The sequence below is a fragment of the Streptomyces sp. BRA346 genome (assembly GCF_052851135.1).
The window spans coordinates 20,685-40,756 of record NZ_JAIWIH010000006.1 but is presented as its reverse complement, the minus strand read 5'-3'; the positions used below and the strand labels follow the sequence as shown (position 1 = coordinate 40,756).

Below are 20,072 nucleotides of genomic sequence, written 5' to 3'. Positions count from 1 at the left end.
GGGGGAGTCTCGTACCGTGGGGGGAGGCTCGTCATGACTTGGTCGCGCCCGCCGTCAGCCCCGCCACCAGATGGCGCTGCACCCAGGCGAACACCAGCGCCGCCGGGACGGCGATCATGACGGCGGCTGCGGTCATCGCGCCCCAGTCGGACGTGTACTGGTTGACGAAGGTCTGGAGGCCCGCGGCGAGCGTCAGGTTCTCCTCGCCCGTCATGAAGGCGGACGCGTAGGCGACTTCGGCCCATGCGGTGATGAACGTGTAGAAGGCGGTGACCGCGATGCCCGGCTTGGCGAGCGGGACGACCAGCCGCCAGAAGGCGCCGAAAGGGTTCAGCCCGTCGACCCGGCCCGACTCGTCGATCTCGGCCGGGATGGTGTCGAAGTAGCCCTTCATCATCCACGCGCAGAACGGCACGGCCACCGTCAGATAGGTGACGATGAGCGAGACCGGCTGGTTGAGCCAGCCGAGCGTCGACATGATGGTGTAGAGCGGCACGATGAGGATCGCCACCGGGAACATCTGGGTGACCAGCAGCAGCCACATCAGCGGCCGCATGCCGGGGAAGCGGAAGCGGCTGACGGCGTAGCCGGTGGTGGCCGCGATGAACACACCCAGCACGGTCGTGCAGCCGACGACCAGCAGTGAGTTGCCGAACCAGGTCGGGAACTCCGTATCGCCCAGCACATGGCTGTAGTTCCCCAGCGTGGGGTCCTTGATCACATCGGTGCTGAACGCCTCGCCCTTGGGCTTCAACGAGGTCACCAGCAGCCACAGCGGCGGGAAGACCGCGACGGCCGAGGCGAGGATCAGGGTCGTGTGCAGCCCGATCGAGGCGAGCGGGCCGCGTCGCCGGTCGCGCACGGCGGTCACTCCTCTCCCTGCTTGCGGAGTGCGCGGCGGTAGACCACCGCGAAGAGCATGAGGATGAGCAGGATGAAGACGCCCCAGGCGGAGGCGGCCGCGTAGTCGCGCGGACTGTTGACGAAGGAGATCCGGTACGCGTACGTCACCAGGATCTCCGTGGTGTCACCGGGCCCGCCGCGGGTGAGCAGGTAGATCACCGGGAACATGTTGAAGGTCCAGATGGTGGAGAGCAGGACCACGGTGGAGGAGACCGGCCGCAGCCCGGGCAGGGTGATGTGGCGGAACCGCTGCCAGGGGCTCGCGCCGTCCATCTCGGCGGCCTCGTACCGCTCGCCGGGGATGGACTGGAGCCCGCCGAGCAGGGCGACCAGCATGAACGGCACCCCGATCCAGACGTTGACGGCGATCACCGAGACCTTGGCCAGGGTGGGGTCGTTCAGCCAGGGCACGGCGTCGATGCCGCCGCCGTCGAGGATCTTGTTGAGGATGCCGTTCCGCTCGTTGTAGAGCAGCCGCCAGGCGAAGACGGAGACGAAGGCGGGCACCGCCCAGGGCAGGATCAGCAGCGAGCGGTAGACGGCGCGCCCGGCGAACCGGCGGTTCAGCAGCACGGCGAGGCCGAGGCCGAGGCAGAAGGTGACGGCGACGCAGGAGACGGTCCAGGTGACGGTCCACAGGAGCCGGTCCAGGAAGACCTCGTCCTTCAGGACCGCGGTGAGGTTGTCGAGGCCGGTGAAGCGGTAGGTGGCGGGGAGGTGGTTGATCCCGATGGTGCGCTCGACGTTGGTCTCGTCGGCGTCCGTGAGCGAGAGGTAGACGCCCCGGCCCAGCGGATAGCCGATGATCAGGCCGAGGACGATCACGACGGGCGCGACCATGGCCCAGGCGTACCAGTGGCGGGCCAGCGCGGTGCGGATGCGGCCGGGCGGTTTCGCCGTGCTGACGGTGTCGGCAGCCATCGTCACCGGCCCTACTTCCAGTCGCCCTTGAGGAGCTTCCGGTAGGCGTCCCCGACCGCCCCGGCGGCCTCCTTCGGCGACGTCCTGCCGGCGAGCACGTTCGGCAACTGGACCAGGATCGCCTGGAAGAGGCTGTTGCCCTCGGGGATCCACGGGCGCTCGACGGCCTTGTCGACGGCGGCCTTGAAGAACTTCACATTGGCGTTGGCCGCGACGGTCTCGTTCCGGTAGACGGAGGTGCGGGTGGGCAGCAGGCTCAGCTTCTCGGTGGTCTTCGCCTGCACCTCGGCCGAGCTCATGTAGCGGGCGAAGGCGTAGGAGGCGTCGAGGTTCTTCGAGCCCGCGTAGACGGTGAGGTTGTGGCCGCCCTGCGGGGCGCCCCGGCCGCCGCTGCCGGCGGGGACGGGGACCACGCCGAGGTTGGACGGGTCCTTGAACGCCTTGCCCGCCAGGGTGTCCTCGATCGCCCACGGCCCGTTGAGGGTCATCGCCACGTCGCCGTTCTTGATGGCGTGCTGCATGGTGTCCCAGCCGTCGGTGGCGTCGGTCTGCGCCGCGCCGGAGGCGACCAGGTCCCGGGCGGTTGCGAACGCCCTGACGCCGGGCGCGTCGTCGACGGTGACCTTCTTCGCGCCGGTGTCGAGCAGATCGCCGCCCTCGCCGTAGAGGAAGGGCAGATACCAGTAGGCGTCGTCGCCGCGCAGATAGAGCCCGGTCTTCCCGGTCTTCTGCTTGATCTTCTTCGCGGCGGCCTTCAGCCCGGCCCAGCTGGTGGGCGGCGCCACCCCGGCCTCCTTCAGCATCTTCTTGTTGTAGAAGAGGCCGAGGGTGTCGATGACCTGCGGTACGCCGTACGTCGCGCCCTTGAACTTCGTCCCGGCGGCCGCCTTGGGCAGATAGTCGGACCGGTCGGCGAGGGCGGAGGTGCCGTCCAGCTTGGCGAGGTAGCCGATGTTGGCGAGGTCCTGGGTCCAGGCCACCTCGGCGCGCAGCACGTCGGGCGCGCCGGAGCCGCCGGAACCGGCGGCGTTCTTGAACTTGGCCAGCGCCTCGCCGAACGGGACGTTGACGTAGTTCACCTTCACGTCCGGGTACTTCTTCTGGAAGCCGCGCGCGAGCTGCTCGTACGTGCCCTTCTCGGCCTCGTTCGAGGTGTCCCAGTAGGTCACGGTGCCGGAGATCTTGCCGTCGGATCCCTTTCCGCCGCCGTCCCCGTCGCCGCCGCCGCACGCGGTCCCCGTGAGCGCGATGACCGCGACGAGCGCGGTGGCCGCAATGCCATGTCGCATCTGAACCCCTCCCCGAGCCGACCGGCGGCGCCATGGCGGCCGCCGGATTGCGCAGGAACGTAACAGCGCCGCGGAGCGCCGGAAAGACCCCCGGAAAAAACTTGCGGTGGTTTTCTGCAAGCGGACCGGATCGTTACTCCCGCGTGTCCCCGCGGTAGCCGCCCAGGCGCTTGACAGGGCGCCATACGACCCCGTAGTGCGCCCTTTGGGCGCCCCCCACCCCTGCAAGCTCTTCCGCAAGACATTGCAGAGCTGTTACGTTCACCGGCATGACCCAGGAGCTCACGACCTCCCTCCAGGCCGGGCCGGCGCGATCCCCCGAGGGGACCGCCTGGTGGCGGGACGCCGTCATCTACCAGGTGTACGTCCGGTCCTTCGCCGACAGCGACGGCGACGGCATCGGGGATCTGCGCGGCGCGCGCGAGCGGCTGCCGCACCTCGCCCGGCTCGGGGTGGACGCCGTCTGGCTGACGCCGTTCTACGCCTCGCCGCAGGCCGACGGGGGCTACGACGTGGCGGACTACCGCGCCGTCGATCCGCTCTTCGGCACCCTCCAGGACGCCGACGACCTGGTGCGCACCGCCCATGAGCTGGGGCTGCGGGTGATCGTCGACGTCGTCCCGAACCACACCTCGGACCGCCATCCGTGGTTCCTCGACGCGCTCGCGGACCGGCCTCGGGGGGCGGCCCGCGAGCGGTACCACTTCCGTCCCGGCCGGGGCGCGGGGGGCGAACTGCCGCCGAACGACTGGGAGTCCGTCTTCGGCGGCCCGGCCTGGACCCGCACCACGGGACCGGACGGCACCCCGGGCGAGTGGTACCTCCACCTGTTCGCGCCCGAGCAGCCCGACCTCAACTGGGACTGTCCGGAGGTCCGCGAGGAGTTCGACTCCGTACTGCGCTTCTGGCTGGACCTGGGCGTGGACGGATTCCGCATCGACGTCGCCCACGGCATGGTCAAGGCCCCGGGGCTGCCCGACATCGGCCGCACCGAACAGGCCAAGCTGATCGGCTCGCAGGTGCTGCCGTTCTTCGACCAGGACGGGGTGCACGAGATCCACCGCGGCTGGCGGCGGCTGCTGGACTCCTACCCGGGGATGCGGATCGGCGTCGCCGAGGCCTGGGCACCCAGCGCCGAGCGGCTCGCCCTGTACGTACGCCCGGACGAGCTGCACCAGGCGTTCAACTTCCAGTTCCTCAAGTGCCCGTGGGACGCGGCCGCGATGCGCGAGGTGATCGACGAGTCGCTGGCCGCCACCGCCTCGGTCGGCGCCCCCACCACCTGGGTGCTCTCCAACCACGACGTGGTCCGGCACACCACCCGGTACGCCGACGACGGCCCCGGGCAGGGGCTGCGGCGGGCCCGGGCCGCGGCCCTGCTCACCCTGGCGCTGCCGGGTTCGGCGTATCTGTACCAGGGCGAGGAGCTGGGCCTCCCCGAGGTCGTCGACCTGCCGGACGAGGCCCGCCAGGACCCCGCGTTCTTCCGTACCTCCGCCGACGGACAGGACGGCCAGGACGGTCAGGAGGGCCGGCGCGACGGCTGCCGGGTGCCGCTCCCCTGGTCGCGCTCGGGCCCGTCGTACGGCTTCGGGCCCGGCGGCAGCTGGCTGCCGCAGCCCGACGGCTGGGGCGACACGTCCGTAGAGGCGCAGACCGGCGACCCGGAATCCACCCTGGAGCTGTACCGCGCCGCGCTCGCGCTGCGCCGGGAGCTGCCGGGTCTGGGCGACGGGCCGATGAGCTGGCTCAACGCCCCGGCGGGGGTGCTCGCGCTGTCGCGCCCGGGCCTCGTCTGCACGCTCAACACCCTGGGGGAGGAGGTCCGGCTGCCGCTGCCGGGGCGCGCGCTGCTGTCCTCCGCGCCGCTGGCGTACGACGCCGGTACGGTGCGCATTCCCGCCGAATCCTGCGTGTGGTGGGCAATCTGACATGCGACCGGTAAGGTCCCAATCCATGACCGCACGGCTTGCTGACATCGCAGCTCAGGCGGGGGTCAGCGAAGCCACCGTCAGCCGCGTCCTCAACGGCAGGCCGGGGGTGGCGTCGGCCACCCGCGAGTCCGTCCTCGCCGCCCTGGACGTCCTCGGCTACGAGCGGCCGGTGCGGCTGCGGCAGCGCAGCGCCGGGCTGGTGGGACTGATCACGCCCGAGCTGGAGAACCCGATATTCCCCGCGCTCGCCCAGGTGATCGGGCAAGCGCTGACCCGGCAGGGCTACACCCCGGTGCTGGCCACCCAGACCCCCGGCGGCTCGACCGAGGACGAGCTGACCGAGATGCTGGTGGACCGCGGCGTGGCCGGGATCATCTTCGTCTCCGGGCTGCACGCGGACACCTCGGCCGATATGCAGCGCTATGACCAGCTGCGCGGCCAGGGCGTGCCGTTCGTGCTGGTGGACGGCTTCTCGCCGAAGGTGCGGGCGCCGTTCATCTCCCCCGACGACCGGGCGGCGATGCTGCTGGCCGTCACTCATCTGGTCTCCCTCGGGCACACCCGGATCGGGCTCGCGCTCGGGCCCAAGCGGTTCGTGCCCGTGCTGCGGAAGATCGAGGGCTTCCAGCACGCGATGCGGGACCGGCTGGGGGTGGCGCCCGAGGAGTCCGAGGAGCTGATCCAGCATTCGCTGTACACCCTGGAGGGCGGTCAGGCGGCGGCGGGCGCGCTGATCGACCGGGGCTGTACGGCGGTGGTGTGCGCGAGCGACATGATGGCGCTGGGCGCCATACGCGCGGCCCGGCGGCGGGAGCTGCGGGTTCCTCAGGACGTCTCCGTGGTGGGCTTCGACGACTCCCCGCTGATCGCCTTCACCGACCCGCCGCTGACCACCATCCGCAAACCGGTGCAGTCGATGGGGCAGGCGGCGGTGCGGGCGCTGCTGGAGGAGATCGGCGGCACCCCGGCGCCGCCCAGCGAGTTCGTCTTCCTGCCCGAACTGGTGGTCCGCGGGTCCACCGCCGCGGCGCACGGCGCCCGCCCGTAACGGGACATAAGCACACCCCGTATCGGACATCTCTGGCAGACTGTTGCCCTATGGGTGAAGCGACTTCTCGGACCGCGATGGACCGGCTGCGGACGCCGCGGCGGCCCCGGCTCTGGTTCGAGATCGTCCTGCTCGCGGTCAGCTACTGGACGTACTCGTTGATCCGCAACGCCGTCCCGGAGCAGCGCGCCGAGGCGCTGCGCAACGCGGGCTGGATCTGGGACTGGGAGCACCGGCTCGGGATGGCCTTCGAACGCGGTGTCAACCATGCGAGCGACTCGATCAGCTGGCTCATCGTCGGCATGAACTACTACTACGCCACGCTGCACTTCATCGTGACGCTCAGCGTGCTGGTGTGGCTCTACCACTGGCACCCGGGCCGCTACGCCGCCATCCGGCTGGCCCTCTTCGCGACCACCGGCGTGGCCCTGCTCGGCTATTACCTCTTCCCGCTGGCCCCGCCCCGGCTCATGCACGGCGGGCACTTCATCGACACGGTCGTGGTGCACCACACCTGGGGCTCGATGGCCTCGGGGAACCTGGCCACCATGTCCAACCAGTACGCGGCGATGCCCTCGATGCACATCGGCTGGTCGCTGTGGTGCGGCCTCACCATCGCCACCCTGGCCCGCCCGGTGTGGGTGCGGGTCCTGGGCCTGCTGTACCCGACGGCGACGCTGCTGGTGATCGTCGCGACGGCGAACCACTTCTGGATGGACGCGGTCGGCGGCATCATCTGCCTGTCCTTCGGCTTCGGGCTGTCGTACGCCTGGTACGGGGCGCTGCCGTACCGGCTGCCGAAGCAGGTGGCCGGGCGGCGGCGGGCGCCCGAGCGCGAGCTGCGTACGGCCTAGGGGGCGTCTGCCTGCCCGGCCTGATCGGCGCCTGCCTGCACGGTTTGATCGGCCCCGGCCGACCCGCCATTCTGATGCACCGTGTACATCGCCGACGCCACATCTGGCGCTTCTGCCACTCCCGCCCCCGGAGCCTTACTCCCCCGCCCCCGCGCCGCCGGGCCGCCCTTCCGGCTGGTGGCCACCGACCTCGACGGCACCCTGCTGCGCGGCGATCTGACGGTCTCGCAGCGCACCCGTGCCGCGCTGGCCGCCGCGGGCCGCGCCGGGGCCCGGCATCTGGTCGTCACCGGCCGCCCGGCCGCGTCCTGCCGGGAGTTCCTGGTGGCGATCGGCTACCAGGGGCTCGCGGTGTGCGGGCAGGGCGCGCAGCTGTACGACGCGACCGCGGACCGGCTGCTGGTCTCGGCCGCGCTCGACCGCGACCTGGCCCGGTCGGTGGTGGCGCGCACCGAGGAGGCGCTGGCCGCGGGCCCGCTGGAGCTGGCCGTGGTGACCGCGGCGCCGGAGAACCGCTTCGTGGTCACGGCCGGGTTCGCCGACGGGCGGCGGCCGGGCTGGGACGCGATGGCGGACCGGGAGGCGCTGTGGGCGCGGCCGATCGAGAAGGTGCTGATGCGCCACCGGTCGGTGGCCGACGACCGGGTCGCGGCGGCCGCGGCGCTGGCGGGTGCGGGCGAGGTGTCGGTGACCCACTCGGAGAAGGGCATGATCGAGGTGCTGCCCGCGGGGATCACCAAGGCGGTGGGGCTGGGACTGGCCGCGGAGCGGATGGGGTTCGCCCCCGCGGACACGATCGCCTTCGGCGACATGCCGAACGACATTCCGCTGCTGGGCTGGGCGGGGCACGGGGTCGCGATGGGCAACGCCCACCCGGACCTGATCGCACTGGCCGACGAGGTGGCGCCGCGCAACGACGAGGACGGGGTGGCGGTGGTGGTGGAACGGCTGTTCGCGCACGTCGCGACCGCTTGAGCGACCGCTTGAGCGCATCTTGATCCCGGCTTGCTCCTGGCTTGAGTCGCCTTCCGGGACCTTGACGATGGTTATACAACTACACAGAATGTCCAAGGTGCGAGCTGACCCACATTACGTCGACGAGCGCTCCGGCGCCTCGTATCCGATCGACGAGCCGCGCTGGTGCGGCGACGACGGCGCGCCCCTCACCGTCTCCGCACTGCCCGGCATCACCCCCGCGCAGGTGGACACCGGGGCCCGGTCGCTGTGGCGCTACCGAGCGGCCCTCCCGGTGCGCATCGACGCCCCGGTGTCCTTGGGTGAAGGATGCACGCCACTGGTCGAAAAGGACTGGGGCGAGGGTCGGGTGCGCTTCAAGCTGGAGTGGTTCAGCCCCACCGGCAGCTTCAAGGACCGCGGCACCAGCGTGATGATCTCCCTGCTGGCCCAGCGGGGCGTCCGCGAGGTCATCGAGGACAGCTCCGGCAACGGCGGTGCCTCCGTCGCCGCGTACTGCGCCGCCGCCGGGATCGGGGCCCGGATCCTCGTCCCGGAGTCGACCTCCCCCGCGAAGGTGCTCCAGAGCCGGGCGTACGGCGCCGACATCCAGCTGGTGCCCGGCGACCGGGACGCCACCGCCGCCGAGGCGCTGCGCCAGTCGGCCGCCACGTACTACGCGAGCCACAACTGGCACCCCTTCTTCCTCCAGGGGACCAAGACCCTCGCGTACGAGCTGTGGGAGGACCTCGGCTTCACCGCCCCCGACGCCGTGGTGACCGTGGCCGGTGCCGGGTCCACCGTGCTCGGCTGCGACCTCGGCTTCGGCGAGCTGCTGGCCGCGGGCCAGATCGCCCGGCGGCCACGGCTGCTGGTCGCCCAGCCCGCCAACTGCGCCCCCATCCACGCCGCGTTCCACGGCGAGTCGGCCGCCCCCGCCTTCTCCCCGACCATCGCCGAGGGCACGGCCATCCGCGAACCCGTCCGGCTGCCGGAGGTGGTGAGCGCGATCCGCCGCTCGGACGGCGACATGGCCGCCATCCCCGAGGACGCCATCGTCGCCGCGGTCCGCAGGCTGGCCGCGACAGGCCTGTACGCCGAGCCGACCAGCGCGACCGCGGCCGCGGCGATCGACGTCTTCCGGGCCCGCGGCGCGATCCGCCCCGGGGAGACCACCGTCGTCCTGCTGACCGGCTCGGGGCTGAAGGCGGCGACGACGATGGGCGCCCTGTTCGGCCCGGAGGGCCCACGATGACCGAAACGGCCGACGAGGAGCCACGCGGCAGCGCCGAGGACGAACTGCTGCTGCGCGAGGCCGAGAAGATCGTCACCGCCATCGGCCGGATGTTCCCCGGCCTGTGCGAGGTGGTGCTGCACGATCTGCGCCGCCCCGACCAGGCCATCCGCGCCATCGAGTCCAATCTCTCCGGCCGGTCGGTCGGCGACCCGGCCACCGAACTCGGCCTCGCCCGCATCGAGGACTGCGATTTCCCCGGCATCGTCCAGAACTACGCCAACCGCTTCCCGGACGGCCGCCCGGCCAAGAGCACCTCCATCGGCATCAAGAACAGCGCGGGCACCTACGTCGCCGCCATCTGCCTCAACCTGGACGTCTCCCTCTTCGCCAGCGTCGCCCGCAGCCTCACCAACCTGGTGCGCACCGACGATCAGGAACAGCCCCTCATGGAGACCTTGCGGGCCCGTACGGTCACCGAACTGCGCACCGTGGTCGAGGAGTTCGCCGCCGCCCGCGGCCACACCCCGCGCGGCCTGGGCACCGCTGCCAAGAAGGAACTCGTCCGCTCCCTCCAGACCCGTGGCTTCCTCCAGGTCAAGCACTCGGTGCAGGTCGTCACCGAACTCCTCGGCGTCTCCCGCGCCACGGTCTACAACTATCTGCGCGCGCCGTGAAGCGCCATCTCAGTCCGGTGCGGCTGTGCACTGTTCGGCGGGCGGGTGGCCGTCCGGCCAGGCGAGCTTCTCGAACTCGATGTGCCGGTCCTTCCTGGGCGACAGCCGCACGATGGCCACCGCCTTGTCGTACGGCGTGCCATAGCCGTTGAGGCAGATCCAGCCGCTCGCCCCGCGCACCATCTGGTCCCCGTGCAGCCGCGGCCACGCCGCCGCGATGGAGTCCAGGTCCGGCACCTGCCCCTTGGTGGTGGTGCGGTTGCGGATGCCCGCGATGGCCGTCGTGGCGGAGTCGTAGGTCGTGATCGTCCGGCCGTCGGCGAGCCCGGTCGGGCCGATGTCACCGGCCGCGGAGGCCTTGTCGCCACCGCCGACGAGCGTGCTGAGGGCCCGGAAGTCGGCCGCGGAACCGCCCGTCCCGGGCGGGTTGCCCGTGGTCCAGGCGCTCTCGTGGGTGATGGTCGCGTACTCGACGGTCAGCCCGGCGCCGTACGAGAACGCGCCCCAGTCCATCGAGGGGTCGTACGCCAGCGTCGACGCTCCCGAGACCGTGACCACGCGGTAGCGCTGGTCCGCGCAGCCGCGCTTGCCCAGCGCCCTGATCAGCTGGGCGAGCGCGGGCGGGCGGCCGGAGAAGTAGACCGTGGTGGCGCGGGAGTCACAGAGGTTGTTGACCATCTGGACGAAGTCGTTCGGGATGGCCTTCGACGAGTCGTACTGCTCGGAGTACGGCGTTCCCTTCGTCTCCGCGCGGAAGGCGGCGCGCAGCGATCGCGCGTAGAGGTCGTCCGCGTGGGTGTCCTCCACCAGGAAGGTGTCCCGCGGACGCACCTTCAGGTGGTGGGTGAGCGCCTTGGCCTGGTCACGGTTGGACGGCACGACCTTCGCCAGGCCCGGGTATCTCCGGGGGTTCCCACGGTCGTTGCCCAGGTCGTCCGCGGTGATCGGCCCGCCGACCACCGCGATGCCCTTCTTCCTGGTCAGATAGGCGATGGTCTGCTCGGTGCGGGTGACGCTGAGGTTGAACCCGAAGACCGCGCGCAGCCGGTCCCTGCCCGAGTGCGCCATCCCGGCGAGCTGGTCCGACACCTCCTTCCAACGCGTCATGTCGCGGCCGGGGTTGGCGAGCACCAGCCGGATCGCGGGTTCGTCGCCGCTCTCGTGGTTCGCCCGGTACTGGGCGAGATAGGCGCCCTGGACCTCCCGTACCACCTGGGCCCGCTCCGCCACGTCGTCCTTGGTGAACGTCATGGGGATCATCAGCGCGATGGTGGCGTACGCCTTGCCGCTCCTGGTGACCTTCGTGTTCTCGGCCTTGATGCGGTCCGACACCGGGCCCAGTTCGGCCATGAAGGCGTGGCCGCCGTCGGTGACGCCCGTGCACTCGTCGTCGCCCGCGCGCTTGTCGACCCCGGCGCCGCACGAGCGGTCGGGCGTCAGCGTGACGACGCCCACCGCCACGAGCCCGCCCACGACCAGCCCCACCAGGAGCCAGTTCAGCACCCGGCGGATCGGCGGAAGGGCGGAGTGCCAGTTCCGGACGGCTCTGAGGGGACGGGTCAGGGCACGGGTCACGGAATGGGTCACGGAATGGGTCATCGGCTACTCCCCTTGACTGGAAGATCAGGGGCCTGCACCCCGCTGACCAGGGCGTCGATCCAGCCGCCGTCCGCGATGGCGTCGACGTACGCGTTGTACGCCCGCTCGCGGCGCGGGCTGTTGCCGTACTCGGTGCACAGCGCCTCCAGCGCGGTCCGCACCTGCACCAGGTCGGTGTCCCGGTGGCCCGACGGCACCGCCGACAGCGGCCCGGACAGCCGCCAGACGAGGGCCAGCAGCCGCCGGATCGCGGCGTGGACGCGCTGATCGCCGCCGGACGCGCAGGACGCGCAGTCGGGCACGCCGTCCGTGGGCGGATCCTCGGGGGCGAAACCGGCCCATGCCGGGGGCGCGGCCGCGATGAGGTTGAGATCGCTCAGCCACTCGGCGGGGGCGCGGTGCAGATAGCGGTGGTGCAGCGCCCGCACCACCAGGGTGTCGATGCGGCCCTGGGCGAGCGCGTGGTGCAGATAGCGCGGATCGTGCCGGTCCGAGTCGCGGGCCCGCACATCGCCGTCGTTGTAGCGGGCGGCCGCCACGGCGTGCAGGCTGGTCCAGGACGCCTCGTCGGCCCCGGTTCTCACGCTGTGCAGCAGCAGCGCGCGCAGCGCCCGGTCGGTGATCAGCGGCGGCTTCCCGGGGTGCGGCACCGGCCAGGGGCGGTGGTCCCAGTGCGGCCGCTCCAGGGTGGCGTCCCGCAGCCGTCTGACGCGCAGATCGGGGCTGAGGCCGGGCAGCGCCGCCCGGTCGGCCCGCAGCAGCCGCGCCGCGGCCTCCGCGTCCAGCGCGGGCGCGATCCGCAAGCCCTCCTCCCGTACGCCCCCGTCGGGCAGCAGCCGCGCCACCAGCCGCGCGCCCACGGGTTCGTCCGTGCCGGGCCACGGAAGGGACAGCAACTGGTCGAGGGCGAAGGGGCCGGACTCGCGCAGCCGTGCCGTCGCCGCCCCGGCGAGCGCCAGGGCGTCGCCCGTGCGCCCGCCGCTGAGCCGGGCGATCACGGCGGGCAGCGACGGCGGGTACGTGACGGCGTCGCCGAGCATCGTACGGATCTCCGCGTCGCCGACCCGGGGGATGCCGAGCCGCAGCAGCCACGCCTCCGGCGGGCACCGCTCCGGCTTCGTCCACGGGGGCGCGTCGGTGGTGAGGGCGCGAGCGGCGGAGCCGTCCCCGAGCGAGGTGGCGAAGACGACGGGCAGCATGATGCGCCCGCGCCCGCGCCACTCCCGGCTGTCCCGCGCGTAGCGCGCGACGAACGGGTCGAGGAAGCGCTCCCGCAGCGCCTCGTCCACGTTGTCCAGCAGGATCAGCGACGGATGCTGGGTCCTGCGCTTCCAGAGGCCGTACGCGCCGTCGATGTCCGCCAGCAGGGCGGCGATCAGATCGGCCTCCACCTCGGCCCGGTCCGCTCCCCCTCTGCGGAACTTCCGGACCAGCGCGAACAGCCGCTGCGTGGTGTCACCGTCGATACGGTCCAGGTGGGAGTGCCACCACGACGAGCCGTGGCGGCCGTCGTCGCCGCGGGCGAGGAGGGTGTCGGTGGCCGCGCTCAGCACCTCCTGGAGCCCCGGCACCCCGGGCAGCAGCCCCGCCACGACCCCGCCCAGCGCGTTCAGCCACCGCCCGACCACCACCTTGCGCGCCTGTGCGTCGGGGTTCCGCTGGGCGAGGAGCTCCCCCAACTCCTCCTCGGCCGCCACCAGGTCGGGCGGCTGCACCTCGTCGCGGTCCCGGGCCTCGGGGCGCCAGGCGCTGATCACCAGCAGCGCGGGCGAGAGCCGCGGGAAGGTCAGGGTGTGCCTGGTGCCGTCGCGCTCGTAGCCGAGCTGGTGGGAGACGGTGAAGAGCAGGTTGGTCACCGGCGACGCGTGCGCGGTGTCCAGCCGGGCGCGGTCGCCCTGGTCGTCCGCCGAGTACGGGGCGTCCGCCAGATCCACCCGGGCCGTGGGCACCGCTGCGTGGTAGCCGTCGTACAGGGCGTCCAGCAGCGCCGTCCTGCCGGTGGCCCGGCCACCGACGACCTCCACCACGGGCTCGCCCGCCGGGAACCGCCGCTTCTCCCACGGCCCGCCGCCCGGCGGCATCCCGAGCAGCGCCGGAGCCAGCGTGTCCATGACGCGATCGAGGTTGTACAGGCCGCTCCCCATCGTGCCCCCCGTGGCTCGCCCTTCCCCCGCTATACCCGGCGAACACGCCCCCCATGTACGGACATCAGGCGATCCAGCGGTAGCGGTGCTCGGGGCGGCCCGTGCCGCCGTAGCGCAGGGTGACCTCGGCCTGGCCCGTATCGACGAAGTACTCCAGGTAGCGGCGCGCGCTCACCCGCGAAAAGGCGCCCGCCTCGGCGCATTCGGCGGCGGACAGCCCGTCGGCGTGGGCCCGCAGGGTCCGCTCCACGAGGTCGGCGGTGTGCGGGGCCAGCCCCTTGGGCAGCTCGCGGGAGGCTCGCGGGCGGCCGCCGAAGATCTGGTCCACGTCCTCCTGGCGCGCCTCGCCGAGGGTGTCGAGGCGGGCACGCAGGGCCGCCGCGTGCCGCAACTGGTCCCGGAGCGCGGCCCGGTCGAACGGCTTGATGAGGTAGTGCAGCGCCCCCGCGCGCAGCGCCTCGCGCACCACATGGGCGTCCTTGGCGGCGGTCACGAACAGGGCGTCCACATGGTGGCCGCCGTCCTCCGCCTTCGCGCGCAGCTCGCGCAGCACGCTGATGCCGTCCATGTCCGGCAGGTAGACATCGAGGAGCACCAGGTCGGGGCGGAGCTCCTCGGCGGCGCGCAGCGCCTCGGCCCCGGTGTGCGCGACCCCGGCCACCGTGAAGCCCTCCGTGGCGGCCACGAAGCGGCTGTGCAGCTTGGCCACCATGAAGTCGTCCTCGACGACCAGCACTGTCGTCACCGGCCGGCCCCTTTCCCGCGTTCAGGCCCGCGATCACGCCGCGAACTCAACGACCACAACGTCCTTTACTACCGGAAGAGAGACAGCCCGGTAACCCATAGGCAACATGTGGCGCACCTCACAGGCAAGTCCGAAAGGTGGTGTCACCAGGTGCGACAGCGTCCGAGCCTGCCGCTGCGTCCTGCCCTGCGTACCCCGCTCGCCGTGCTCTCGGCGGCCCTGCTCGTCCTCCTCGCGCCGCCACTGATCAGCTCCGGGGACGGCTCCGCGGGCGGCACCCACATTCCGGGCCTGCGCTTCATGGTGCCCAACACTCCCGGCGGCGGCTACGACATCACCGCCCGTACGGCCGCCAAGAGCGCCGAGGACGCCGACCTCGCCGACAACATCGAGGTCTTCAACCTCCCCGGCGCCGGCGGCACCGTCGGCCTGAGCCAGCTGGTCGCCGAGCGCGGCAACGGCAAGCTCGCGATGTCGATGGGGCTGGGCGTCGTCGGCGCCGTCCACACCAACCACGCGCCCTCCTCGCTCGCCGACACCACCCCCATCGCCCGGCTCACCGAGGAGCCGGACATCGTGGTCGTCGCCAAGAACTCCAAGTACCGGACCTTCGACCAGCTCCTCGCGGACTGGCGCAAGAAGCCGCACGCCCTCCCGGTGGGCGGCGGCTCCTCGCCCGGCGGCCCTGACCACATGGCCCCCATGCTCATGGCCAAGGCCGCCGGGATCGCCCCGAAGAGCGTCAACTACATCGCCTACGACGGCGGCGGCGAGCTGCTGGCCTCCGTCCTCGGCGGCAAGGTCGCCTTCGGCGTCTCCGGCATCGGCGAATACCTGGACCAGATCAAGTCCGGCGATCTGCGGGTGCTCGCGGTCACCAGCGCCGAGCGGCCGAAGGGACTCGACGCGCCCACGCTCAAGGAGTCCGGGCTGGACGTGACGTTCACCAACTGGCGCGGCATCGTCGCCCCGCCCGGCCTGAGCGACAGCGAACGCGACAAGCTCACCGGCCTGATCGCCAAGCTCCACGCCTCCCAGGAGTGGAAGGACGCCGTCAAGCGCAACCAATGGACCGACGCCTATATGCCGGGCGAGGACTTCGGGCGCTTCCTCGCCGCGCAGGACAAGCGCGTGGACACCGTGCTGAAGGAGCTGGGACTTTGAGTGCCGCACCCGACCCCACGCCCCCCACCGGTCTCGCGGAACGCCTGCGCGGCCGCTCCGAACTCGGCGTCTGCGCGCTGCTGCTGATCCTCGGCGTCCTCGTCCTCGGCGACGCCCTCACCATGGACGCCAGCTTCGCGCAGCGCGGCCCGGTCGGTCCCAAGACCGTGCCCGTCGTCGTCGGCGCCGGGCTCCTGCTGGTCGCCGTCCTGCTCGCCGTCGACGTCCTGCGGGGCGGCCGCGGCGAGGCCGAGGGCGGCGAGGACATCGATCTGAGCGCGCCCGGCGACTGGCGCACCGTGCTCCTCCTCGCCGGGGTCTTCCTCGGCAACGCCGTCCTCATCCAACCCCTCGGCTTCCCGATCTCCGGCGCGCTGCTCTTCTGGGGCTCCGCGTACGCGCTGGGCAGCCGCTCCTTCTCGCGTGACCCGATCGTCGCGGCCGTGCTGTCCGTGGTCACGTTCTTCGTCTTCGACCGGCTGCTCGCGGTGCCGCTGCCCGGCGGGCCGCTCATGGGGGTGCTCTGACCGATGGATTCCCTGAACTCCCTCCTCGACGGCTTCGGCACCGCCCTCTCCCCCCTCAACCTGCTGTGGGCGGCCGTCGGCGTGCTGCTCGGCACCGCGATCGGCGTCCTGCCCGGCATCGGCCCGGCGATGGCGGTCGCGCTGCTGCTGCCCGTCACGTACGGGCTGGACCCCACGGCCGCGTTCATCATGTTCGCGGGCATCTACTACGGCGGCATGTTCGGCGGCTCCACCACGTCCATCCTGCTCAACACCCCGGGTGAGACGGCGGCCGTGGTCGCCGCCATGGAAGGCCATCCCATGGCCAAGTCCGGGCGCGGCGCGCAGGCCCTCGCCGCGGCCGCCATCGGGCACTTCGCGGGCGGCATGATCGGCACGATCCTGCTGGTCTTCCTCGCCCCGACCGTCGCCGACCTCGCCGTCGACATCGGCGCCCCCGACTACTTCGCCATCATGGTCCTGGCGTTCGTCGCCGTGACCTCCGTCCTCGGCAGCTCCCGCATCCGCGGCTTCGCCTCGCTCCTCATCGGCCTCACCCTCGGTCTCGTCGGTCTGGACCGGCTCACCGGACAGCAGCGGCTCACCTTCGGCTCGCTCCAGCTCGCCGACGGCATCGACGTCGTGATCGTCGCCGTCGGGCTCTTCGCCATCGGCGAGGCGCTGTGGGTGGCGCTGCACCTGCGGACCCGCCCCGACCGGCCCATCCCCGTCGGCCGCCCCTGGCTCGGCAAGGCCGAACTGCGCCGCACCTGGCGCCCCTGGCTGCGCGGCCCCGCGATCGGCTTCCCCTTCGGCGCCATCCCCGCGGGCGGCGCCGAGATCCCCACGTTCCTCTCCTACGTGACCGAGAAACGGCTCTCCAAGCACCGCGACGAGTTCGGCAAGGGCGCCATCGAGGGCGTCGCGGGCCCCGAGTCGGCGGCCTCCGCGTCGGCCGCGGGCACGCTCGTCTCGATGCTCACGCTCGGCCTGCCCACCACGGCCGTCGCCGCGGTGATGCTGGCCGCGTTCCAGCAGTACGGGATCCAGCCAGGACCGCTGCTCTTCGAGCGCGAACCGGACCTGGTCTGGGGGCTGATCGCCTCGCTCTTCATCGCCATGGGCCTGCTGATCGTCCTCAACCTGCCGCTGGCCCCGGTCTGGGCCAAGCTGCTCCGCATCCCCCGGCCCTACCTGTACGCGGGCATCCTCTTCTTCGCGGCCGTCGGCGCGTACGCGGTCGGCGGCGAGCCGCTGGACCTGGTCATCCTGCTCATCATCGGCCTGCTGGGCCTGCTCATGCGGCGCTACGGCCTCCCCGTACTGCCCGCCGTCATCGGCGTCATCCTCGGCCCCGGCGCGGAACTCCAGCTCCGGCGCGCGCTCCAGATCAGCGACGGCAGCATCACGGGCCTGGTCAACACGCCCTTCGCGGTGACCGTGTACGTGGTGATCCTGCTGATCGTGGCCTGGCCGGCGATCCGGAAACTGCTCCCGCGCGTGAGGAGGCGGGCCTGAGTCACCCTTACGCGAGGTGGTCGAAGTCCCCCTGCTTGACCCCCCGCACGAAGGCCGCCCACCGGGCGGGGTCCGTGGCGATGACGACCGCCGGGTCGTCGCTCTCGCGCAGGAGTATGAGACCTTGGGCCTCGGCCGCGACCTCGACGCATTCGGCGCTGGCTTGACCGCTGCTGAAGCTCGATTTCCGCCACGACGGCATGGACCGGGTTCCCTTCACAAGGTGTACAGCAGGTGCTGGATGAGCTGGAGTGAGTCCCTCTTCGTATGAGACTCGCGTTCGCCTCGGAGGGCAATGGGCGGCAGGGCTGCCGCACTCAGATGCTCGAAGGCCGAGTCGTACTGGTCAAGATGCTCCCGGTCGCCGAGGAACACGGACGAGACCGGATGCTCCACGTAGACCGTGCTCAGCTCCGGCACCCGGCTGTCCAGAATGGTGAAGGGAGTGCCCGGGGTCGCCGAGTTGATGTCCGCCTTGAACGGCAGTAGTTGAATGCGTACGTGAGGCAGCTCGGCCACCTTGACAAGGTGCTCGATCTGACGGCGCATGACGTCGTCAGGTACGAACTTCATCAGCAGGGCAGCTTCGTGGACAATCGCGTGAAGCGGCTGCCCGTCGGTGAGTACCTGTTGCCGCCGCTGCCGGAACTCGGCGTACTTGGCGATGGCGCCGGGACCGTCCGGTTGACCGCCCTCGAAGAGACAACGCATGTAGTCGGCGGTCTGGAGCAGACCCGGCACGTACATCCACTGGAAAGAGCGGTGCGCCGCGGCGCCTGCTTCCAGCTCCGCCAGGTCGAGGGCCCGAGCGTTGTGGCTGTCCTTGTAGGCCGACCACCATCCCCGCCCCGTGGCCCGACTCATCTCGCACAGCCCCTCAACCAGAGGATGGCTTGTGCAACCGTACGCCTTCGCCAGTGCCCGAAGTTTCTCTTCCGGAATGGCCGTGCGCCCCGTCTCGATGTGGCTCATGTGCGCTCGTCCGAGCCCCGCATGGGCTCCCGCCTCCGTCGCGGACAACCCACTCGCCTCGCGCAGCTTCCGTAGCTCCTCGCCCAGCCGTCGTTGCCGTTGGGTCGGGTTGGCCCGCAGCCCCATCGTGCGACTCCCTTCGTGAATCACGCGCAGTCTGCCCGCCTTTGGGACAACCGGTCCACTCGAGAGAGGGAATTTCCGACATTAAGTTGCGCTAGCTAAACCGACTTCTCTACCGTCAAAGACGAATCGCCCAACCGGCGTCCGCCCAACGGCCGTTGGCCGAAGGAGGCAACACCCATGAGCCACGCGCTCCCCCGTGCCGACTTCTCCCTCGTCTTCCCGCCCGACCCCGGCTGGGTCCGCACCGCCCGCGAGGCCGTCCGCACCGCCCTGCGCACCGCCAACCGCACCGACCTCACCGACACCGCCCTCCTCCTCACCTCGGAGGCGGTCACCAACGCGGTCAACGCCTGCCGGAACAGCGGCTGCTCGGCACCCGTCACCCTCTACGCCGAGTGGGGCGCATACGGCACCCTCCGCGTCCTCGTCAGCGACGACGCTCCCGGCCTGCCCGCGCAACGCACCCTCGCCGGCAACGCGACCGACGCCGAGAACGGCCGGGGACTGCTCATCATCGGCAGTTCCGCCACCGACTGGGGCGTCTGCCACCACGGGCCGGGCCCCGGCAAGGCGGTGTGGTTCCAGGTCAACGGGACGGGCTCATGACCCTTCCAGCGCCCCGATGGCCTCGGTGATCAACGCCCGGGCCGCCGCCCCGTAGACGGCCAGTTCCGACAGCTCGCCGAACACCTTCCGGTAGAGCCCCACCTCGCTGGGCTGCGTAACGCTCACCCTCGCGGACAGCAGCTCGACGGACACCAACTCGTCGTCGTACATGTGGAACGTCTCAAGCGGCCAAGCGGGCCGTGACCGCGCCGTGAACGGGATGATCCCCAACGAGACCGAGGGCAGCGCCCCCACCGTCAGGAGATATCCGAGCTGCCCGGCCATGGTCTCGGCGTCTCCGATCTGGTGGCGCAGGACCTCTTCCTCGACGAGCAGGGTGAATCGATGGTCCCCCTCGTGCAGCACGCGGGAACGAGCCAAGCGCGCCTGGACGGCCTCAGCCACGTCGTCGGGGATCTGACGGAACTCGGTGATGGACGTGAGCAGCGCCGTGGCATACCCCTCAGTCTGGACCAGACCGGGCACGAGCGTGGAGGAGTACACGCGGAACATTCGCGTCTGCTCGAACAGCTCGTTGTATGACTCCTGGAGCCTGCGCAGCCCGGTCCGCTGTTTACGGCGCCACTCCACCCACATGGAGTTGGCGGTGCGCGACTGGGCGATGAGGTCGGCCACTTGGTCCTCGGCGCCACAGGCCGTGCACCACGCCCGGATATCGGCGTCCGACGGCGGTGTCCGCGCGTTCTCGATCCGTGAGGACTTGGCCGGGTGCCACCCGGCCCGGAGGGCCACCTCGCGCCCAGTGACCCCGGCGTCCAGCCGAAGCTCCCGCAGCCGCGCGGCAACGGCTTCGCGGGCGGCCTGGGCACTGGAGGAGGGGGACTTGGGCATGAGGTGGCTTTGTTCGTCCGATCGCC

19 protein-coding genes are annotated in these 20,072 nt (G+C 71.5%); 10 read left to right on the top strand and 9 right to left on the bottom strand.

Features of this window, described 5'->3' with window-relative positions:
• Positions 1–31: 31 nt before the first annotated feature.
• The 3 genes from LCH29_RS09930 to LCH29_RS09920 are packed head-to-tail and all read right to left on the bottom strand — an operon-like array spanning position 32 to position 3,113.
• Positions 32–871, bottom strand: coding sequence for a sugar ABC transporter permease (locus LCH29_RS09930; protein WP_446461342.1), 840 nt, complete (start codon positions 869–871; stop codon positions 32–34).
• Positions 868–1,824, bottom strand: a complete 957-nt coding sequence (locus LCH29_RS09925) for a carbohydrate ABC transporter permease (protein WP_446461341.1) — start codon at positions 1,822–1,824, stop codon at positions 868–870. The genes LCH29_RS09930 and LCH29_RS09925 overlap by 4 nt, the downstream gene beginning before the upstream one ends.
• A gap of 11 nt (positions 1,825–1,835) precedes the next feature.
• A complete protein-coding gene (locus LCH29_RS09920; RefSeq protein ID WP_446461340.1) occupies positions 1,836–3,113 on the bottom strand; it encodes an extracellular solute-binding protein in 1,278 nt (425 codons plus the stop codon).
• 269 nt (positions 3,114–3,382) lie between these two features.
• Here LCH29_RS09920 and LCH29_RS09915 point away from each other — a divergent pair, with 269 nt between their 5' ends.
• The 6 genes from LCH29_RS09915 (at position 3,383) to LCH29_RS09890 (ending at position 9,814) form a co-directional block, all read left to right on the top strand.
• Positions 3,383–5,044, top strand: coding sequence for a glycoside hydrolase family 13 protein (locus LCH29_RS09915; protein WP_446461339.1), 1,662 nt, complete (start codon positions 3,383–3,385; stop codon positions 5,042–5,044).
• 25 nt (positions 5,045–5,069) lie between these two features.
• Positions 5,070–6,095, top strand: a complete 1,026-nt coding sequence (locus LCH29_RS09910; RefSeq protein ID WP_063735708.1) for a LacI family DNA-binding transcriptional regulator — start codon at positions 5,070–5,072, stop codon at positions 6,093–6,095.
• A 50-nt stretch (positions 6,096–6,145) separates the two neighbouring features.
• A complete protein-coding gene (locus tag LCH29_RS09905) occupies positions 6,146–6,949 on the top strand; it encodes a phosphatase PAP2 family protein (RefSeq protein ID WP_446461338.1) in 804 nt (267 codons plus the stop codon).
• Between the two features lie 174 nt (positions 6,950–7,123).
• Positions 7,124–7,924 carry an HAD family hydrolase gene (locus LCH29_RS09900; RefSeq protein ID WP_446461696.1) on the top strand — a complete coding sequence of 267 codons (801 nt, stop codon included), beginning with the start codon at positions 7,124–7,126 and terminating at the stop codon, positions 7,922–7,924.
• Positions 7,925–8,012: 88 nt separating this feature from the next.
• On the top strand, positions 8,013–9,158 hold the full coding sequence (locus LCH29_RS09895) for a threonine synthase (RefSeq protein WP_446461337.1): 1,146 nt from the start codon (positions 8,013–8,015) through the stop codon (positions 9,156–9,158).
• The gene (locus tag LCH29_RS09890) at positions 9,155–9,814 is read left to right on the top strand and encodes a helix-turn-helix transcriptional regulator (RefSeq protein WP_446461336.1); all 660 of its coding nucleotides are present in this window, start codon (positions 9,155–9,157) and stop codon (positions 9,812–9,814) included. The genes LCH29_RS09895 and LCH29_RS09890 overlap by 4 nt, the downstream gene beginning before the upstream one ends.
• 9 nt (positions 9,815–9,823) lie before the next feature.
• Here LCH29_RS09890 and LCH29_RS09885 read toward each other — a convergent pair whose 3' ends face one another.
• The 3 genes from LCH29_RS09885 to LCH29_RS09875 all read right to left on the bottom strand — a co-directional run bounded on the left by LCH29_RS09885 (position 9,824) and on the right by LCH29_RS09875 (position 14,302).
• The gene (locus tag LCH29_RS09885) at positions 9,824–11,413 is read right to left on the bottom strand and encodes an ABC transporter substrate-binding protein (protein WP_446461335.1); all 1,590 of its coding nucleotides are present in this window, start codon (positions 11,411–11,413) and stop codon (positions 9,824–9,826) included.
• Positions 11,410–13,557, bottom strand: a complete 2,148-nt coding sequence (locus LCH29_RS09880) for a hypothetical protein (protein WP_446461334.1) — start codon at positions 13,555–13,557, stop codon at positions 11,410–11,412. Before LCH29_RS09880 ends, LCH29_RS09885 begins: the two co-directional genes overlap by 4 nt.
• Before the next feature lie 64 nt (positions 13,558–13,621).
• The gene (locus tag LCH29_RS09875) at positions 13,622–14,302 is read right to left on the bottom strand and encodes a response regulator (protein WP_446461333.1); all 681 of its coding nucleotides are present in this window, start codon (positions 14,300–14,302) and stop codon (positions 13,622–13,624) included.
• A 186-nt stretch (positions 14,303–14,488) separates the two neighbouring features.
• On the opposite strand from LCH29_RS09875, the gene LCH29_RS09870 reads away from it, so the two are divergent.
• Genes LCH29_RS09870 through LCH29_RS09860 form a run of 3 tightly spaced genes read left to right on the top strand, consistent with a single transcriptional unit; the run spans position 14,489 to position 17,490 of the window.
• Positions 14,489–15,466 (top strand): Bug family tripartite tricarboxylate transporter substrate binding protein, encoded by a 978-nt coding sequence (locus tag LCH29_RS09870; protein ID WP_446461695.1) that lies wholly within the window; start codon positions 14,489–14,491, stop codon positions 15,464–15,466.
• Positions 15,463–15,993 carry a tripartite tricarboxylate transporter TctB family protein gene (locus LCH29_RS09865; RefSeq protein ID WP_446461332.1) on the top strand — a complete coding sequence of 177 codons (531 nt, stop codon included), beginning with the start codon at positions 15,463–15,465 and terminating at the stop codon, positions 15,991–15,993. Before LCH29_RS09870 ends, LCH29_RS09865 begins: the two co-directional genes overlap by 4 nt.
• 3 nt (positions 15,994–15,996) lie before the next feature.
• On the top strand, positions 15,997–17,490 hold the full coding sequence (locus LCH29_RS09860; protein WP_446461331.1) for a tripartite tricarboxylate transporter permease: 1,494 nt from the start codon (positions 15,997–15,999) through the stop codon (positions 17,488–17,490).
• Between the two features lie 7 nt (positions 17,491–17,497).
• Here LCH29_RS09860 and LCH29_RS09855 read toward each other — a convergent pair whose 3' ends face one another.
• The gene (locus tag LCH29_RS09855) at positions 17,498–17,692 is read right to left on the bottom strand and encodes a DUF397 domain-containing protein (protein ID WP_446461330.1); all 195 of its coding nucleotides are present in this window, start codon (positions 17,690–17,692) and stop codon (positions 17,498–17,500) included.
• Positions 17,693–17,706: 14 nt separating this feature from the next.
• On the bottom strand, positions 17,707–18,588 hold the full coding sequence (locus LCH29_RS09850) for a helix-turn-helix domain-containing protein (RefSeq protein WP_446461329.1): 882 nt from the start codon (positions 18,586–18,588) through the stop codon (positions 17,707–17,709).
• Between the two features lie 177 nt (positions 18,589–18,765).
• Here LCH29_RS09850 and LCH29_RS09845 point away from each other — a divergent pair, with 177 nt between their 5' ends.
• Positions 18,766–19,194, top strand: coding sequence for an ATP-binding protein (locus tag LCH29_RS09845; RefSeq protein WP_446461328.1), 429 nt, complete (start codon positions 18,766–18,768; stop codon positions 19,192–19,194).
• On the opposite strand, the gene LCH29_RS09840 is transcribed toward LCH29_RS09845, so the two are convergent.
• Positions 19,189–20,046 (bottom strand): helix-turn-helix domain-containing protein, encoded by an 858-nt coding sequence (locus tag LCH29_RS09840; RefSeq protein ID WP_446461327.1) that lies wholly within the window; start codon positions 20,044–20,046, stop codon positions 19,189–19,191. The genes LCH29_RS09845 and LCH29_RS09840 overlap by 6 nt on opposite strands.
• Between the last annotated feature and the right edge of the window lie 26 nt (positions 20,047–20,072).

Bases quoted from the DNA above. Each gene is read 5' to 3' on its own strand.
- LCH29_RS09855 (WP_446461330.1), bottom strand. From the start codon at position 17,692: ATGCCGTCGTGGCGGAAATCGAGCTTCAGCAGCGGTCAAGCCAGCGCC.
- LCH29_RS09840 (WP_446461327.1), bottom strand. From the start codon at position 20,046: ATGCCCAAGTCCCCCTCCTCCAGTGCCCAGGCCGCCCGCGAAGCCGTT.
- LCH29_RS09860 (WP_446461331.1), top strand. From the start codon at position 15,997: ATGGATTCCCTGAACTCCCTCCTCGACGGCTTCGGCACCGCCCTCTCC.
- LCH29_RS09925 (WP_446461341.1), bottom strand. From the start codon at position 1,824: ATGGCTGCCGACACCGTCAGCACGGCGAAACCGCCCGGCCGCATCCGC.
- LCH29_RS09910 (WP_063735708.1), top strand. From the start codon at position 5,070: ATGACCGCACGGCTTGCTGACATCGCAGCTCAGGCGGGGGTCAGCGAA.
- LCH29_RS09915 (WP_446461339.1), top strand. From the start codon at position 3,383: ATGACCCAGGAGCTCACGACCTCCCTCCAGGCCGGGCCGGCGCGATCC.
- LCH29_RS09850 (WP_446461329.1), bottom strand. From the start codon at position 18,588: ATGGGGCTGCGGGCCAACCCGACCCAACGGCAACGACGGCTGGGCGAG.
- LCH29_RS09905 (WP_446461338.1), top strand. From the start codon at position 6,146: ATGGGTGAAGCGACTTCTCGGACCGCGATGGACCGGCTGCGGACGCCG.
- LCH29_RS09845 (WP_446461328.1), top strand. From the start codon at position 18,766: ATGAGCCACGCGCTCCCCCGTGCCGACTTCTCCCTCGTCTTCCCGCCC.
- LCH29_RS09895 (WP_446461337.1), top strand. From the start codon at position 8,013: ATGTCCAAGGTGCGAGCTGACCCACATTACGTCGACGAGCGCTCCGGC.
- LCH29_RS09890 (WP_446461336.1), top strand. From the start codon at position 9,155: ATGACCGAAACGGCCGACGAGGAGCCACGCGGCAGCGCCGAGGACGAA.
- LCH29_RS09885 (WP_446461335.1), bottom strand. From the start codon at position 11,413: ATGACCCATTCCGTGACCCATTCCGTGACCCGTGCCCTGACCCGTCCC.
- LCH29_RS09920 (WP_446461340.1), bottom strand. From the start codon at position 3,113: ATGCGACATGGCATTGCGGCCACCGCGCTCGTCGCGGTCATCGCGCTC.
- LCH29_RS09880 (WP_446461334.1), bottom strand. From the start codon at position 13,557: ATGGGGAGCGGCCTGTACAACCTCGATCGCGTCATGGACACGCTGGCT.